General features: G+C 75.9%; 9 protein-coding genes. 8 read left to right on the forward strand and 1 reads right to left on the reverse strand.

What is annotated here, in order from left to right; all coding sequences use genetic code 11:
- Positions 1-189 precede the first annotated feature (189 nt).
- From IPK37_12330 to IPK37_12365, 8 genes are all read left to right on the forward strand, one after another.
- A complete protein-coding gene (locus IPK37_12330; protein ID QQR99773.1) occupies positions 190-1,254 on the forward strand; it encodes a hypothetical protein in 1,065 nt (354 codons plus the stop codon).
- A 45-nt stretch (positions 1,255-1,299) separates the two neighbouring features.
- Entirely contained in the window at positions 1,300-2,679 is a 1,380-nt protein-coding gene (locus IPK37_12335; GenBank protein ID QQR99774.1) for an SWIM zinc finger family protein, read from the forward strand.
- On the forward strand, positions 2,676-4,388 hold the full coding sequence (locus tag IPK37_12340; GenBank protein QQR99775.1) for a hypothetical protein: 1,713 nt from the start codon (positions 2,676-2,678) through the stop codon (positions 4,386-4,388). The genes IPK37_12335 and IPK37_12340 overlap by 4 nt, the downstream gene beginning before the upstream one ends.
- Positions 4,385-5,590 carry an AAA family ATPase gene (locus IPK37_12345; GenBank protein QQR99776.1) on the forward strand — a complete coding sequence of 402 codons (1,206 nt, stop codon included), beginning with the start codon at positions 4,385-4,387 and terminating at the stop codon, positions 5,588-5,590. The genes IPK37_12340 and IPK37_12345 overlap by 4 nt, the downstream gene beginning before the upstream one ends.
- Complete coding sequence (locus IPK37_12350) at positions 5,587-8,124, forward strand: hypothetical protein (GenBank protein QQR99777.1); 2,538 nt, start codon at positions 5,587-5,589, stop codon at positions 8,122-8,124. The genes IPK37_12345 and IPK37_12350 overlap by 4 nt, the downstream gene beginning before the upstream one ends.
- Complete coding sequence (locus IPK37_12355) at positions 8,121-9,509, forward strand: VWA domain-containing protein (protein QQR99778.1); 1,389 nt, start codon at positions 8,121-8,123, stop codon at positions 9,507-9,509. The genes IPK37_12350 and IPK37_12355 overlap by 4 nt, the downstream gene beginning before the upstream one ends.
- A 206-nt stretch (positions 9,510-9,715) precedes the next feature.
- Positions 9,716-14,383: a hypothetical protein gene (locus tag IPK37_12360; GenBank protein ID QQR99779.1), complete on the forward strand. Its 4,668-nt coding sequence runs from the start codon at positions 9,716-9,718 to the stop codon at positions 14,381-14,383.
- 2 nt (positions 14,384-14,385) lie between these two features.
- On the forward strand, positions 14,386-14,613 hold the full coding sequence (locus tag IPK37_12365) for a hypothetical protein (GenBank protein QQR99780.1): 228 nt from the start codon (positions 14,386-14,388) through the stop codon (positions 14,611-14,613).
- A 123-nt stretch (positions 14,614-14,736) separates the two neighbouring features.
- Here the strand turns inward: IPK37_12365 and mscL are convergent, their stop codons facing one another.
- Positions 14,737-15,126, reverse strand: coding sequence for a large conductance mechanosensitive channel protein MscL (gene mscL / locus IPK37_12370; GenBank protein QQR99781.1), 390 nt, complete (start codon positions 15,124-15,126; stop codon positions 14,737-14,739).
- Positions 15,127-15,236: the final 110 nt, after the last annotated feature.

A 15,236-nucleotide genomic window follows, 5' to 3' on the forward strand; every position in this document is an offset into this window, starting at 1 on the left:
TGACGGGCACCGGGACAGTGTCTCACGCGTGCTGCTGGCTCGATCTCACGGAGGAGCGGTTTTCCAACCGAAGCGTCGGCTTCCCACAGAAGAACCCGCTGCAGCAGGTGTTCCTGGCGCAAACCGGCGCCGTCGGAGGAAAGAGGTGCTGTGCGCGCCGTCCGCAGGTCCAGCGGGCATCATGAGCCGGTGAGCGACATCAGCGGCGCCGACGACGAGGCCCTGGCCGGCGCCATCGCGGAGCTGTACGCCCTCGACCGCGACCAGTTCGTCGCCGCCCGGGACGCCGCCGCGGCGGCGCTGCGCAAGGCCGGTGACAAGACGGCCGCCGCGGCGGTCAAGAAGCTGGGCCGCCCCACGGTCGCCGCCTGGGCCATCAACCAGCTGGTCCGCGCCAACCCGGACCTGACGCAGGATCTCGCCGCGCTCGGCGTACGGCTTCGCGACGCCCAGGCGACCCTCGACGCGGCCGAGCTGAAGGCACTCCGGCCGGACCGCGACGACCTGCTGGAACGGGCGGTGCACGCCGCCGGCACCGTCGCCGCCGCCCGTGGTCAAGCCCTGGGCGCCGCCGCCGACGAGGTGCGCGGTACGTTCGTCGCCGCGCTCGCCGATCCCGCCGCCGCGGACGCGGTGACGTCGGGGCGGTTGGTGCGGGCGTTGTCGTACGCCGGGTTCGGCGAGGTCGAACTCGACGATGCGGTGGCCGCGCTCCCGGCGGCGCAGCCCCCGACCAGGCGCGCCCCCACCGCGGACCCCACGCCTGACCAGGCCGAGGCCTCGAAGCGGACCAGCGAAGGTGCCCAGCCGGACGAACAGGCCGAACACAAGCCCGGGACCGACCCCGAGCCCGAGCCGGCCGCGAACCGGCGGAAGGCTCAGAAACTGCGGGCCGACCAGGCCGACCAGGCCGACCAGGCGGCCCGCGAGCGAACCGAGGCGCGGGAACGCCAGGCCGAGCGCGACCGCGCCGCGACCGTCGTGGCGGAGGCGGAGCAGGCCCTGCGCGACGCCGAGCGCCAGGTCACCGCGGCCGAACTCGCCGCGGTCGACGCCGGCGACAAGGGCGAGGCCGCGCGACGACGTACCGAGGAGATCCGCACCCTCCTCGCCGCTGCGGAACGCGACGAGCGCGCCGCGGCCGACCAGGCGGACGCTGCCGCGACGGAGGCCGGCGAGGCCCGCGCGCGCGTCGCCGAGGCGACCCAGACCTGGCAGGCCGCGACCGCGGCCCGCGCCGCGCTGCCCGACTGATCAGGCCCGCGACCGCTGTCGGACCCGCGGGCTATCGTGAGCCGCGTGGCGGCGCGCGACCGATGGACCCCCGAGCGGGTCGACCGCGCCGCCCCCGACGACCAGGTCCGCAAGGCCGGCCGCCGGCTCGCGATCCCCACCCCGTGGCGCGACGTCGGCCACACCGGCACGCTGCTGTTCGGGCGGTGCCAGGGGTCGGGCAGCACGCCTTACCAAGTGTCGATCGACCTCGCCGCCCCCCGCTATGCCTGCAGCTGCCCCTCGCGGAAGTTCCCCTGCAAGCACGCGATCGCGCTTCTCTATCTCTGGGCCGACGGGCACGTGGACGAGCAGGGCGTCGCCGCGGATTTCGCCGCCGCCTGGTCAGCCGCCGCCGAGCGAGGCGCCCGCGCCGCCGCGCCGAACGCCGAGGCGGGTGGTGCCACGACCCGGGCCCCCGCCGACCCGGCCGCCGCCGCCCAACGTGCCGCCGAGCGCGACGCCCGCGTGGACGCTGGACTGGCGGACCTGGACCGGTACCTGCACGACCTCCTCTCCCGGGGCCTCGCTCATGACGCCGTCCGCCGCCCCGAGCGCCTCGCCGAACAGGCCGCCCGCATGGTCGACGCGCAGGCCCCCGGCGTCGCCGCCCGGCTGCGCGCCCTGGCTCTCGTCCCCGACTCCGCGCCCGACTGGCACGAGACGCTCACCGCCGGACTCGGCGAGATCCACCTGCTCACCCGCGCCTGGCAGCATCGCGCGGACCTGCCCGACGACCTCGTCGCCACGGTCCGGGCGCACCTCGGGTTCACGGTCCGGGCCGAGGACGTGCTGGCCACCGCGGGGGTGACCGACACGTGGGCCGTCGTCGGGCTGCGGGACGCGGACGAGGAACGGGTGTCCGTACGCCGGGTGTGGCTGCGCGGCCTGGCGACCGGCCGGCCCGCGCTGGTGCTGTTCTTCGCCGCCGGAGGGCAGGCGCTGACGTCGAACCTGTACCCCGGCACCACCGTGCGCGCGACTCTGCACTTCTACCCCGGGCGGCCGGCCGTGCGTGCCGCGGTGGGGGAGCGCGAGGACCACGCGCGGCCGCTCGACGCCTGGCCCGACGGGGCCCGTCCCGCCTGGCCCGCGCTGTCGATCGGGCAGGCCCGCCGGGCGTGGCGGGATGCCCTCGCCGCCGATCCCTGGATCGACGTGTGGCCGGTGGGCGTGCGCGGGACCGTACGTCGTGGGCTCGACGGACCCTTCGCCCTGGCCGACGCGGACGACGTGGCGCCCGGTGACGACTTCGGCCCGGCGCCACCCCTGCCCCTCATCGGGGACCGCTGTTGGCATGTCGCGGCGCACACCGGCGGCGAACCCTGCACGCTACTGGGCGAACTCGGCGAGGACGGGCTACGCCCCAGCGCGCTGGTCACCGACGCGGGACTTGTGGTGCTGTGAACGCCCACCGCACCCTGGCGACGCTGGCGACCGCGGCGGCGCTTGGCACGTCGACCCGACCGATCACCGCGGACGCCCTGCCCGAACCCCTCGCGGCGCTGGTGGCCCCCGTGGCCGAGGGCCCCGAGCCCTCGCTCGCTGATGCCTCCGCCTCGGCGCTGCTGCTCGATGCCGCCGCGGCCGTTGCGCTGGTCCGCCGGTCCAGCATTCCCGCCGCGACCGCGGTTCCTGCGCTGGCGCTCCCGCCCGCGTCACGCCCGCCGGTGCCACGCGAGTTCGTCGCGCTCCTGCACCGCATCCGGGAGAGCGGCTGGGCCGCGGAGCCGCTCCAAGCCGAGGCGCTCTCCCGCGCCGCCGAGCGCGGCTTCACGCTGCCGCCCGCGCTGCTCTTCGACCTCCTCGCGGACGCGCATCGGCCCGCGATCGCCCGCACCGTCGCCGCGCTCCTCGACGACCGCGGGCGCGCCCTCGTCGCCCTCGACAGCACGTGGTCGAAACACCTGGCGCGCGCCGGCGCCGGCCCCACCGGCGCCGGCCCTGCCGGCACGAACCCCACCGGCACGAACCCCACCGGCACGAACCCCACCGGCGCTGCACGCGCCGCGCCCGCCGACTCCTCCGACGCCGTCCGGGCAGAAGCACCAGCCGCACCGGCCGGTCCCGCGGACCCCGACGCCTGGGACCGCGGCACGCTCGCCGAGCGCCTCGCCCACCTGGCCCGAGTCCGCCGGGTGGACCCGCCCACCGGTCTCGCACTCCTCGACGGCCCCGGCTGGGCCCGGGAGACCGCGGACGCGCGCGAGCAGTTCGTCCGGACGCTGACCATCGGCCTGTCCGACGCCGACGAGCCGTTCCTGGAGCGGTTGCTCGACGACCGCGCCCTGAGCGTGCGCCGCGCCGCCGCTGACGCCCTGGCGCGGCTGCCGCACTCGGCGTACGTCTCCCGTGCCCACGCGCACGTGCGCGCCCACCTCACCCTGCGCACCCGCTTGCTCCGGCAAGCGACGCTGATGGCGACCGGCGTACCCGCCACCGCGGCCACCACCCGCGACCTCTACCCGCCGGGCGGCCCCGACCGGACCCGGCTCGTCCACGCCTGCTCGATCGTGCCGCCGAGCCACTGGGTCGACCTCCTCGGGACTCCGGCCGCCGACCTCGCCCGCATCCCCGCCGAGATCGACGGCGGCCCCCTCGACCTCACCGACGCCTGGGCCGCCGCGGCCGAGCGGTGGAGCGACGCCGACCTCGCCAGGGTCGTGCTGCGCGGCGCCCCCGCGCAGGCCGCGCGCCTGCTCCCCGTCCTGCCGGACCCCGAGCGCGCGGCCTGGGTCGGCGCGGCCCTCCGCCAACGCCCCGCGGCGGCCGCCACCGTGCTGCCGCTGCTGCCGGATCGGCTGGACGCCCGCGGCACCGCCGACCTCACCCACGTCGTCCGCGACTGGCTCGGCACCCTCACCACGACGCGCTACCAGCTGCCGGACCTGCTCCGCCGGCTCGCGATGCGCGCCGACCTGAGCATCGCGCCCGACACCGTGGCCCACCTCCAGGCCCTCCACCGCCGCCTCGCGCCCCAGGAATCCGCCGCCCTGCACCGGGCGTTCGGGGAGGCCGCCGCGGCGCTCCAGCTGCGCCGCGCGATCGCCGACGTGCTCACCGCTCACTCCAGCAAGCAGCCGACCCCCGCGCGCGGGGAGAAGGATCAGCCATGACCGAAGCCAGCGCCACCGAAGCCAGCGCCGCCGCCTCGTCAAACGCCAGCACCCGACCAAGCGGCGCCGCCTCATCAAACGACAGCACCCGGCCAAGCGCGGCAACCGATGCCGGCCCGACGGCAGAGCTGCTGCGGCCGCACGCCGAACAGCAGTACGCCGCAGAGCTGGCCGCCCTCGCTCAGGCCGACGACCGGCCCCGGCCCGCGAACTGGCACCTGTCGCCCTGGGCGGTCGTCACCTACCTGCTCGGCGGCGAACTCGGCGACGGGACGGCGATCACGCCCAAGTACGTCGGCAGCCGCCGGCTCATGGAGATCGCCGTGGCCACGCTCGCCACGGACCGGGCGCTCCTGCTGCTCGGCGTGCCCGGCACCGCCAAGTCCTGGGTCTCCGAGCACCTCGCCGCGGCCATCAGCGGCGACTCGACGCTCGTCGTCCAGGGCACGGCGGGGACCGCGGAGGAGGCGGTCAAGTACGGCTGGAACTACGCCGCCCTCCTCGCCCACGGTCCCTCCCGCGACGCGCTGGTGCCCAGCCCGGTCGTGGTGGCCATGCAGCGCGGGAGCCTGGTGCGTGTCGAGGAACTCACCCGCATGCCCAGCGACGTGCAGGACGCCCTGATCACCGTGCTGTCCGAGAAGTCGATGCCGATCCCCGAGCTGGGTGCCGAGGTGCAGGCCCACGCGGGCTTCAACCTCATCGCGACGGCCAACGACCGGGATCGGGGCGTGAACGACCTGTCCAGCGCCCTGCGCCGCCGCTTCAACACCGTGGTGCTGCCGCTGCCCGATTCGGTCGAGGACGAGGTGGCTATCGTGACCCGCCGCGTCGGCGACCTGGGGGCGGCCCTGGAGTTGCCGGGAGTCGCCGACGCCGCCGCCGAGATCCGCCGCGTCGTGACGATCTTCCGGGAACTGCGCGCCGGGCTCAGCGTCGATGGTCGCACCTCGATCAAGTCCCCCTCCGGCACCCTGTCCACGGCCGAGGCGATCTCCGTGGTCACCCATGGGCTCGCCCTCGCCGCCCACTTCGGCGACGGTGTCCTGCGCGCCCCGGACGTCGCCGGCGGGATCGTCGGCGCCGTGGTCAAGGACCCGGTGGCCGACCGGGTGGTGTGGAGCGAGTACCTGGAGACCGTCGTCCGCGACCGCCGCGAGTGGACCGACTTCTATCGCGCCGCCCGCGAGGCGGTCCCGTGACGGACGTCGCCGGTACGTTGAGCCTGGCTGGTACGTCGAGCCTGGCCGGTACGTCGAGCCTGGCCGGTACGTCGAGCCTGGCCGGTACGTCGAGCCTGGCCGGTACGTCGAGCCTGGCCGGTACGTCGAGCCTGGCCGGTACGTCGAGCACCGTGGCCGCTCCGGACCTCCGCACGCCAGACGCTGTCGGCGCAGTCGCACCAGCACCCGCGTCCCCGCCGGCCACCCGGATCCTCGGGGTGCGCCACCACGGGCCCGGGTCGGCCCGGGCGGTGGCGGCGGCCCTAGCCGAGTACCGGCCCGACTGCCTCCTCGTCGAGGGCCCCGCTGACGCCGACGCGCTGCTGAGCTTCGTGGCCGACCCGGAGCTGGTGCCGCCCGTGGCGCTCCTGGCCTGGGACGTAGCCGCCCCGCTGCGCTCGGCGTTCTGGCCGTTCGCCGTCTTCTCGCCGGAGTGGCAGGCGCTGACCTGGGCCGCCGCGCACGGCGTACCGGCGCGTTTCATCGACCTGCCCGCCGCGCTCACGCTTGCCCGGTCGCGCGCCCCAGCCACCGACGAACCCGCGCCCGAGGCACCCACGCCGGACGGCGCCGCCTCCGACGACGCCGCCGCGCACCCGATCCGGACGGACCCGATCGCGCACCTGGCGCGGGCGGCGGGGTACGACGACCCGGAGGCCTGGTGGGAGGACGTCGTCGAGCTGCGGGCCGGTGGCGAGCGGGCGGCGTTCGACCTGCTCACCGAGGCGATGGAACAGCTGCGCGCAGTCACCGGGGAGGCGGACCCGGAGACCCTGCGCCGCGAGGCGCACATGCGGCAGGGGCTGCGCGCCGCCCGCAAGGCCGGCCATCAGCGCATCGCCGTGGTCTGCGGCGCGTGGCACGCCCCGGCCCTCGCCGGGAAGCTGCCGCCCGCCTCCGCCGACGCCGCCCTGTTGCGCGCCGCCGCGAAGACCGCCCCGAAGGCCAAGGTCGCGCTGACCTGGGTGCCGTGGACGCACTCGCGGCTGGCGGCGGCGAGCGGGTATGGCGCCGGGGTGACCTCCCCGGGCTGGTACCACCACCTCTTCACCACCCCGACCGACCCCATCGCCCGCTGGCTCACCGGCGTCGCCGCGGTGCTGCGCGGCCACGACCTCCCGGTCAGCACCGCGCACGTCATCGAGGCCGTCCGCCTCGCCGACGCGCTCGCCGGGCTGCGCGGCCGCCCCATGCCGGGGCTCGGGGAGGTCACCGAAGCCACCTGGTCCGTGCTCTGCGACGGCAACCCACTGACCCTCGACCTCGTCACCCGGGAGGCCGTGGTGGGCGAGGAGCTCGGGGCGGTGCCCGACGCCGTGCCCACCGTCCCTCTCGACGCCGACCTGCGCGCCCGGGCCAGGTCGCTGCGCCTGAAGCCCGAGGCCACCGCCCGGGCCGTCGCGCTCGACCTGCGCAAGGAGCACGACCTGGCCAAGTCGCGCTTCCTGCGCCAGCTGGCCGTGCTGGGCATCGGCTGGGGCGAGCCGGATCAGCTCACCTCCACCGGCACGTTCAAGGAGGGCTGGACCCTCATCTGGCGGCCGGAGTTCGCGGTGCGCATCGTCGACGCCGCCCGGCACGGGACGACCGTCGCGACCGCGGCCACCGCGGTGCTCGTCGCCGAGACCGACACCCTGCCGCGGGTTACCGCCGCGATCGAGACCGCCCTGCTCGCCGGCCTCGACGACGCGCTGCCGCCCCTGCTCGACGCGCTCGACCGGCGCGCCGCCCACGAGGCCGACGTGGGCGCCCTGCTGCGGGCGGTGCCCCCGATGGCGCGGGTGCGCCGGTACGGCGACGTGCGGCGCACCGCTGCCGCCGCGGTGGAGCGCGTCGGGGAGGGACTGTTGGCCCGGGCGTGTGCCGGGCTGCCGCCGGCCGCCTCGGGGCTCGCCGAGGAGGCCGCGCGGGAGCTGCGCGACGCGATCGACGAGGTCCAGGCGGTGGTGCCGCTGCTGGGCCCGGAGTCGCAGCGGCTGTGGTCGGAGACGCTGCGGACGGCGGCCGACCGGCGCGACGTCCCCGGGCTGGTCGCGGGACGGCTGGTCCGGCTGCTGCTCGACGCCGGCCAGCTCGACGCGGAAGACGGCGCGGCGCGGCTGTCCCGGGCCCTGTCGCCGGGCGCCGACCCAGGCCGGCAGGCGGCCTGGGTCGAGGGCTTCCTCGCCGGCAACCCGCTGCTCGTGCTGCACGACGACCGGCTCATCGAGATCCTCGACGACTGGCTCAGCGGCATCGGCGCCGCGGCCTTCCAGGACGTGCTGCCGATCCTGCGGCGGACGTTCGGCGCCTGGCATCCGCCGGCCCGGCGCCGGCTCGCGACGCGCATAGCGGCAGGTCAGGCGGGGCCCGCCGGATCGGCCGGGCCAGGCGGGCCGGGCGGTGCGGACTCCCTGGGTCACGCGGTCGCCGAGGAGGACTGGGCCGCGGCGGCGCCGCTGCTGGAGCTGGCGGGACTGCTCCTGCACGGGCGCGCGGCCCGCGCGGTGCCCGGGGCGGGCGGCGCGGCATGACCGAGATCCCGGGCCGGGCGGACCCGACCTACGACGTGCTCGGCGACGCCTCGGGCTCGCCGCGCGACCCGACGTACGACGTCGGCGGTGGCGACGCGACCCACGGCGACGACGCGACGTACGGCGACGGCGCGACATATGACGCGGGGCGCGACGTCAAACGGGAGGGAGGCGACCCGGCCGCCATCCCGGATCCGGCCGTCGACCGGGACCGCCGCTGGCGGCTGGCCCTCGGCGCCGACCCGGACGGCGAACGCACCGACCTGACCAGCGACGAGCGGGCGATGGACCTCGCGCTCGCCGCGCTCTACGACCGCGGCCCGCGCGACCCCGCCACGGACCGACCCGACAGTCCGGACGCCCCGGCCGACCGCGCCCCCGGCCTGGGCGCGTCGGCCCCGCGGGTGGCGCGGTGGCTGGGGGACATCCGCACGTACTTCCCCAGCCGCGTCGTCCAGGTCATGCAGTCGGACGCGATCGAGCGGCTCGGGCTGCGCCGCCTCCTGCTGGAACCGGAGATGCTGGCCAGCGTCGAGCCCGACGTCCACCTGGTCGCGACGCTGGCCGCGCTGCGCGGGGTCATCCCGGAGGCGTCCAAGGCGACGGCGCGGGAGGTGGTCCGCCGCGTGGTCGACGACGTCGAGGCCCGCCTCGCCGACAAGCTCCGGCAGGCCGTACGCGGGGCGCTGCACCGGGCGGCCCGGACCCGCCGGCCCCGGCACGCCGACATCGACTGGGCCCGCACGGTCCGGGCGAATCTCCAGCACTACCAGCCCGATTACCGCACCGTCGTGCCCGAGCGGCTGGTCGGCTACGCGCGCCGGCAGAGCGGCTTCCAGCGGCACGTCGTGCTCTGCGTCGACCAGTCGGGGTCGATGGCGAGTTCGGTGGTGTACGCCTCGATCCTCGCCTGCGTGCTGGCGTCGATCAGGGCCGTGCGTACGTCGTTGGTGGTGTACGACACCGCCGTGGTGGACCTCACCGACCAGCTCGCGGACCCCGTCGACGTCATCTTCGGCACCCAGCTCGGCGGCGGAACGGACACGGCCCCCGCGCTGGCCTACTGCGCCGGGCTCATCACCGATCCGCGCGCCTCCGTGCTCGTGCTGATCAGCGACCTCTTCGACAGCAATCCCGAGGCGATGCTGGCCAGGCTGGTCGACCTGCGCGCCAGCGGAGTCTGCGTGGTGGTGCTGCTGGCGCTGACGGACGCGGGCACGCCGGGGTACTCCACCGAGGTCGCCCAGCGCCTTGCCGATCAGGGGTTGCCGGCGTTCGGTTGCACGCCGGATGCCTTCCCCGAACTCATCGCGCTGGCCCTCAACCATGGCGATGTGGCGGCGTGGGCGCAGCGCGAGCAGGAGGCCGCCGCGCACGGCGGTTAACCCCCCGCTGGGGCTCGCGGATGAAGCCCCCGCCGGGGCTCGAGGCTGGGTCCCACGCGGGGGTCGCCGACTCGCTCGGCGGTCGAGCCGTGCTGGACGCACGTCCAGTGACCTGCGGCGACGCATCCGGGCGGAACGGACCGGTCGGTGGGAAAGCCCGGCGGGCCCGGGTCCGCGAACCGTCGGGATGCCCTTAACCTTGGGGGGTGAGTCCGACCCCTCCGCAGCAGTCGGCCGGCCCTGGCAGCGACACCGCGCGCCGGCCGACGAGTTCTCGGACGGGTCGTGGTGGCGCGTCCGGGCCGCGGGCCCACGACGATGCGCCCGCCGATCTGATCGGCGCGCCCGCGGGCGATGAGCCGCAGTTCGGCCAGGCGGTGGACGAGGGTTCTCCCGCCGATGCTCCCGCGGGTGACGCCGTCTCCGAGATCGGCGCCGAGATGGACGCCTCCGAGATCGACCGTGCGGACCTCCTGGGAAGCGATGACTCCGCCGGAGCCGGCCCGGGCGGGCCGACGGCAACACCCGAACCGGCAGCAGACCAGCGCGGCGAACCCGCCGACCAGCGCCGCGGACCCGACGACACGGGCGAATCCGCAGACGAGGCGGCCGAGCTCGACGTCTATCACGCGCCGATGGTCGTCGTCCCCAACGAGACGGTCGAGCGCCGGGCCGACAAGGGCGGCGAGACGATCTACTCCGCGGCGCCTCCACCCCGCGTCCGGGCGGCCGGCTCGGCGGACGACGACGTCGCCGGCGGCCATCTCGGCGCGACCGCCGGTGCCCTGCCGCCAGCCGAGACCGGGGCCGTGGCCGGTGCAAATGCCGGCGCGACCTCGCACGATGTGCCCTTCATTCCCGCCGCCGACGCCCCGAGCTTCGCCGACCCGCCCCGGGCGGAGCGGCCGCCTGAGGTCCCAGTCCGGCGTCCGGTGACCCGCCGCGCTCGACGTACCCCCATCGCCGACTCCGCCCTGGAGCCCGGGGCCGCCCCCTCGCGGGGGGAACGCGTCGGCGCCGCGCTGCGGGTCTGGCGGGGCGACCTGGCGCAGACGGGGGGGCCGAACGCGCTGCTGTGGTACCGGGACACCCCCGACGGCACTCTCGACCTCACCAAGGCGCACCCTACGGGCGTGTCGATGCTCATGGCCGGCAACCGGGTGCGCCTCTCCCACCTGGTGCGCGAGCCGGCGGCGTTCCGGGAGGCGCTCGGTACGGCGCGGCGGATCCGCAACAAGGCCCTGGAGCTGCACGACGACCATGGCCTCGACGCGGGGTACGTCTGCGTGGGCATGGCGACCTGGCAACTGCCCGGCACCCACCGGCGCCCGCAGGCCCCGATCATGCTGCGCTCGGCCCGGCTTCACGCGGTCGACGGGGCCGAGACCGACCTGGAGATGGAGCTGTCCACCCGGGTCGAGATCAACCCGGTGTTCCTGCACTACATGGCCTCCGAGCAGGGCGTTCGGCTCAAGGGGGAGGCCCTCGCCGACCTCGCCCACTCGACGGGCCGCTTCGACCCGTTGCCCGTCTATCGCGAGCTGCGCCGGGTGCTCGCCGGGGTCGCGGACTTCACGATCGTCGACCGCCGGGTCATCTCCACGTTCGCGATGAGCAAGATGGCGATGGTCGCCGACCTGGCCGCCTTCGCCGACATCCTCGCCGGCAACGACGTGATCGCGGCGCTGGCGGGCGACCCGAACGCCGAGCAGGCCCTGCGAGCGGACGGCGACGGCGGCCTCGCCGACAGCGATCGTCGCCCCGCCGAACCCGACCTGGCCCGCGAGTCGCTGGTCCTCGACGCCGATCCCAGCCAGCAGGACGTGATCGACGCGGCCCGCAGCGGCCGGCACGTGCTGCTCGACGCGGCCCGGGGGACGGGGACGACCCAGACCCTCGCCAACATCGCCGCGGCGCTGGTGGCCGGCGATCAGCGGGTGCTCGTCGTGAGCGAGAGCGCGCGCCAGTTGGCCGACTTCACGGCGTACCTGGACCGGGCCGGCCTCAGCGAACTGGTCCTCGACGCGCGCGACCCGCACGAGCTGCGGCGGACGATCTCGACGGACATCATCGCGCGGGTCGAAGGCCGCCGAATCCCGCCGGGTTCGCGGGAGGGGTACGGCGAGCGGGGCGCGGACCCCGCGTCGGGCGCCGCCGGGGAAAACCTCACCGGCCCAGGGGAATCGGGCTCTCGGGAGCTGGATGGACGCGAAAGCGGTGACGGGACCGGCACGGCGGCCGGCTCCCGGACGGCGCCCGCGTTGAGTCCCGAGGAGGAGGCGCTGGCGACCGTACGCCGAGCGCGCCCCGACGACGAGGACTCCCCGCACCGGGAGCTGGCCCGGCTGCGGGCGCGCCTCGCCGGCCACTCGCAGGCGCTGCACGCCCCCCGGGAGCCCTGGGGGGTCAGCATCTTCGAGGCCCAGACCGCGCTCGCCGGGCTCTCGGCGCACGCCGACGCCCCCACCTCCCGGGTCCGGATCCCCCCGGAGGCGCTGCGCCGGCTCACCCGCGACGGGCTGCGCCAGTTGGCGCAGGAGGCCGCGCAGGTCGCGGCCGACGGGGCCTGGACGACCGCGCCCGGCGACGAAGACCCCTGGTGGGGAGCACAACTCCCCACGCCGGAGGACGCGGAACTCGCGGTCGCGATCGCAGCCGATCTCGCGGGGGGCCGGTTGGCCGCCGACCGAGACGTCCTGGACGCGGCGCTAGCCGACGCCGGGCTGCCGCCGGGCCGCTCGGTGGAGGACTGGCACGAGGCGCTGAGTCTCGTCGCGGGGGTGCGGGACACGCTGATGGCGTTCCGGCCGGAGGTCTACAGCCGCGATCTCGAACCGCTCATCGCGGCTACCGACCCGGCCACCGAGGCGCGCTCGTCCTGGTGGGCCCGGGGGAGCAGCCACAAGAAGGAGGCCCGGGCGCTGGCCCTGCCGCACGCCCGCATCGACTCCCTCCACGAAGCGCTGCGGCGCGCGCACGACCAGCGCGAGCGCTGGGTCGCGCTGACCGGCCGCGACGACGAGCCGCGCGTGCCGGAGAAGGCGGCCGAGGCGCTGGCCCGGTGCGTCGCCCTCGAGAAGGACGTGGCCTGGCTGGACCTGATGCTTGCGGGAGCAAGCGGTGGTTCGGCGCTGATGACCCTGCCCATCGACCGGCTGCAGGCCCGGCTCGCCCAGCTGGCTGCCCGCGCGGACCGGGCGGACGTGGTCCCGGCGGTCCGGGAGCGGTTGGCGCGCCTGGCGCAGGCCGGGCTGGGCGAGTTCTTGCGCGACCTGGCCCACCGGCACGTCGCCCCCGAGCGAGTGGTCGACGAGGCCGAATTCGTCTGGTGGCTCTCGGTGCTGGACGCGGTGGCGGGCCAGGACCCGGCGTACGGCTCCCACGACGGCGCTGCCCTGCACGACCTGGTGCGCGAGTTCGTGGCTTGCGACCGCGCCTTGCACGCCGGGCGCGCCCAGCAGGTGCTGCAGCGGGCCCGCGCCCACGCCCGCGTCGAGGCCTCCACCCGGCCGGACCAGGTCAACGTCCTGCGGGAGGCTGCGGCGTACGACCGGCTGCCCCGCCCCACCCGCGCCCTGCTCGCCGAGTGCGGCGAGGTGGTCGCGGCCGTCGCGCCGATCTGGGTCATGAGCCCGCTGACCTTGGCATCCGTCGTGCCCACCCACCTGGCCTTCGACGCCGTCCTCATCGACGACGCGGGGCGGATGCCCGTCGCGCATGCCGTGTCGGCCCTGGCCCGGGCCGTGCGCGTCGTCGCCGCCGGCGACCTGCAGGGGCTCGGTCCGCGGCACTTCGAGACGGTGGCGCCCGCGGACGACGTGGACGAGGACGACGACGCACCGGCCGCGTCGGTCTCGGTGCTGGAGGCCCTCTCGGCGTACCTGCCCCTGCGGCACCTGACCTGCGCGTACGGCGAGCGGGATGCGCGCCTGGTCTCCTTCGCGGTGGGGCAGCGCGAGGAGGAGGCGCGGGCCTGGCCGACCCCCCGCCGGGGCACGGCGCTGCGGCTGCTGCGCACCGGCGCGGTCATCTCCTCCGTGGACCAGATCGGCGAGGCGGAGGCGCGCGAGAACAGCCGGGTCGTCGATGTCGTCGTGGAGCACCTGCGGCAGTCCCCGCAGTCCTCCCTCGCGGTGCTGGCGATCACCCCGGCCCAGGCGGCCGAGCTCGACCGGCACATCAGGCACGCGCTGACCAGGGACGCCCAGGCCGCTGCCGCGCCGGTGCTCGCGGAGGGCGCGGACGAACGGCTCCTCGTGACCACCGTCGACCGCGCCGCGGGCACCACCCGCGACACGGTGGTCTTCGCCACCGGGCTGATGCCACTGCCCGGCATGCGGCTGCGCGCCCCCGAGCGGCTGCACCACGCCGACGGCGACCGGCTCGTCGACACCGTGGTGGGCATCGCTCGGCATCGCCTCGACATCGTCTCCGCGCTCACGGCCCGGGACATGGCGCAGATCCCGGCCGCCTCCGCGGGTCAGGTCCGGATGGCGCAGCTGTTGGAGCACGCGGAACGGGACGGCTACCTCGGGTCCGCGCCCGACGACGACGACCGGCACGCCCTGCTTCGCGAGCTGGCCGGCCGCCTCCGGTCGGAGGGCCTGACGGTGCACGAGGGGTACGGCGTCGGCGAGGCCCGCATCGACCTGGCCGTCGAGGAGCCGTACGTGCCGGGCAAGGTCGTCGTCGCCGTCCACTCCGACGGAGCGCGGCACGCGGCCGTCGCGACGGTGCGGGAGCGGGAGCGGCTCGGGCCCGAGCAGCTCGACCGGCTGGGCTGGCGGACCGTGCGGGTGTGGAGCACCGATGTGTTCCGCGACCCCGCGCGGGATGTCGCCCGCATCGTCGACGCCGCCCGGGCCGGGGGCTGACCGTGCCGGATCAGCCGGCGGAGGGCGCGCGCCCGCCGGTACGTCGGGTGGGCCGGCGCCGCGTGGTCACCCGGGATGCCGGGGGCGTGGTGCCGCGCCTGGACCCGACGTACGACGACCGCGACGCGCGCCCCGCGCTGCCCACCGCACCGGGAACTCCGGCCGGACCCGCCGGCGACGACGAGCGCGACCGGTGGCTGCGCGAGCAACGGCCGCCGCACTGGGGCTGACGCTCCTCGACGCTGGCGGGGTACGAAAAACCCGAGAGGCCCCGACGCGCTGCGCGCATCGGGGCCTCTCGGGGTGCTCTACGGGTGAGGTGACGCTCAACCTGCGGCGTCGACCTGCGCGGCTCAGCGGCGCTGGGCGCGCAGTTCGTCGCGGATCTCGGCCAGCAGCGCGGCCTCGTCGGACAGCGGCTCCGGCTCCTTGCCCAGCTTGCGGCGCTCGGCCAGCTTGTTCATCGGGACGACGAAGATGAAGTACACGACGGCGGCCGTCAGCAGGAACACGATCAGCGCGTTGATGATCGCCGAGAAGTTGACGAAGGTGTTCTCCTGGCCGGACTTCACGAAGAAGCCGAGGCCCTGGGAGTTGGCGCCGCCGGCCGCGTTGACCAGCGGAGTCACGATGGCCGTGACCATCGTGTCGACGACCTTCTGGAAGGCAGCGCCGATGACGACCGCGATGGCCAGGTCGATGACGTTGCCGCGGAGAATGAACTCCTTGAAACCCTTGAGCATGAACAATCCTCGGTGGGGAAATAGGTGGCGATCGCCCGCGAGATCCGACACCTCGCTGTGCTGGGCGGAACGACCGCGGACCACCCTAGCGAGCCACTGCTCGGGACCTC

This window comes from Austwickia sp. (genome assembly GCA_016699675.1).
Classification (GTDB): domain Bacteria; phylum Actinomycetota; class Actinomycetes; order Actinomycetales; family Dermatophilaceae; genus Austwickia.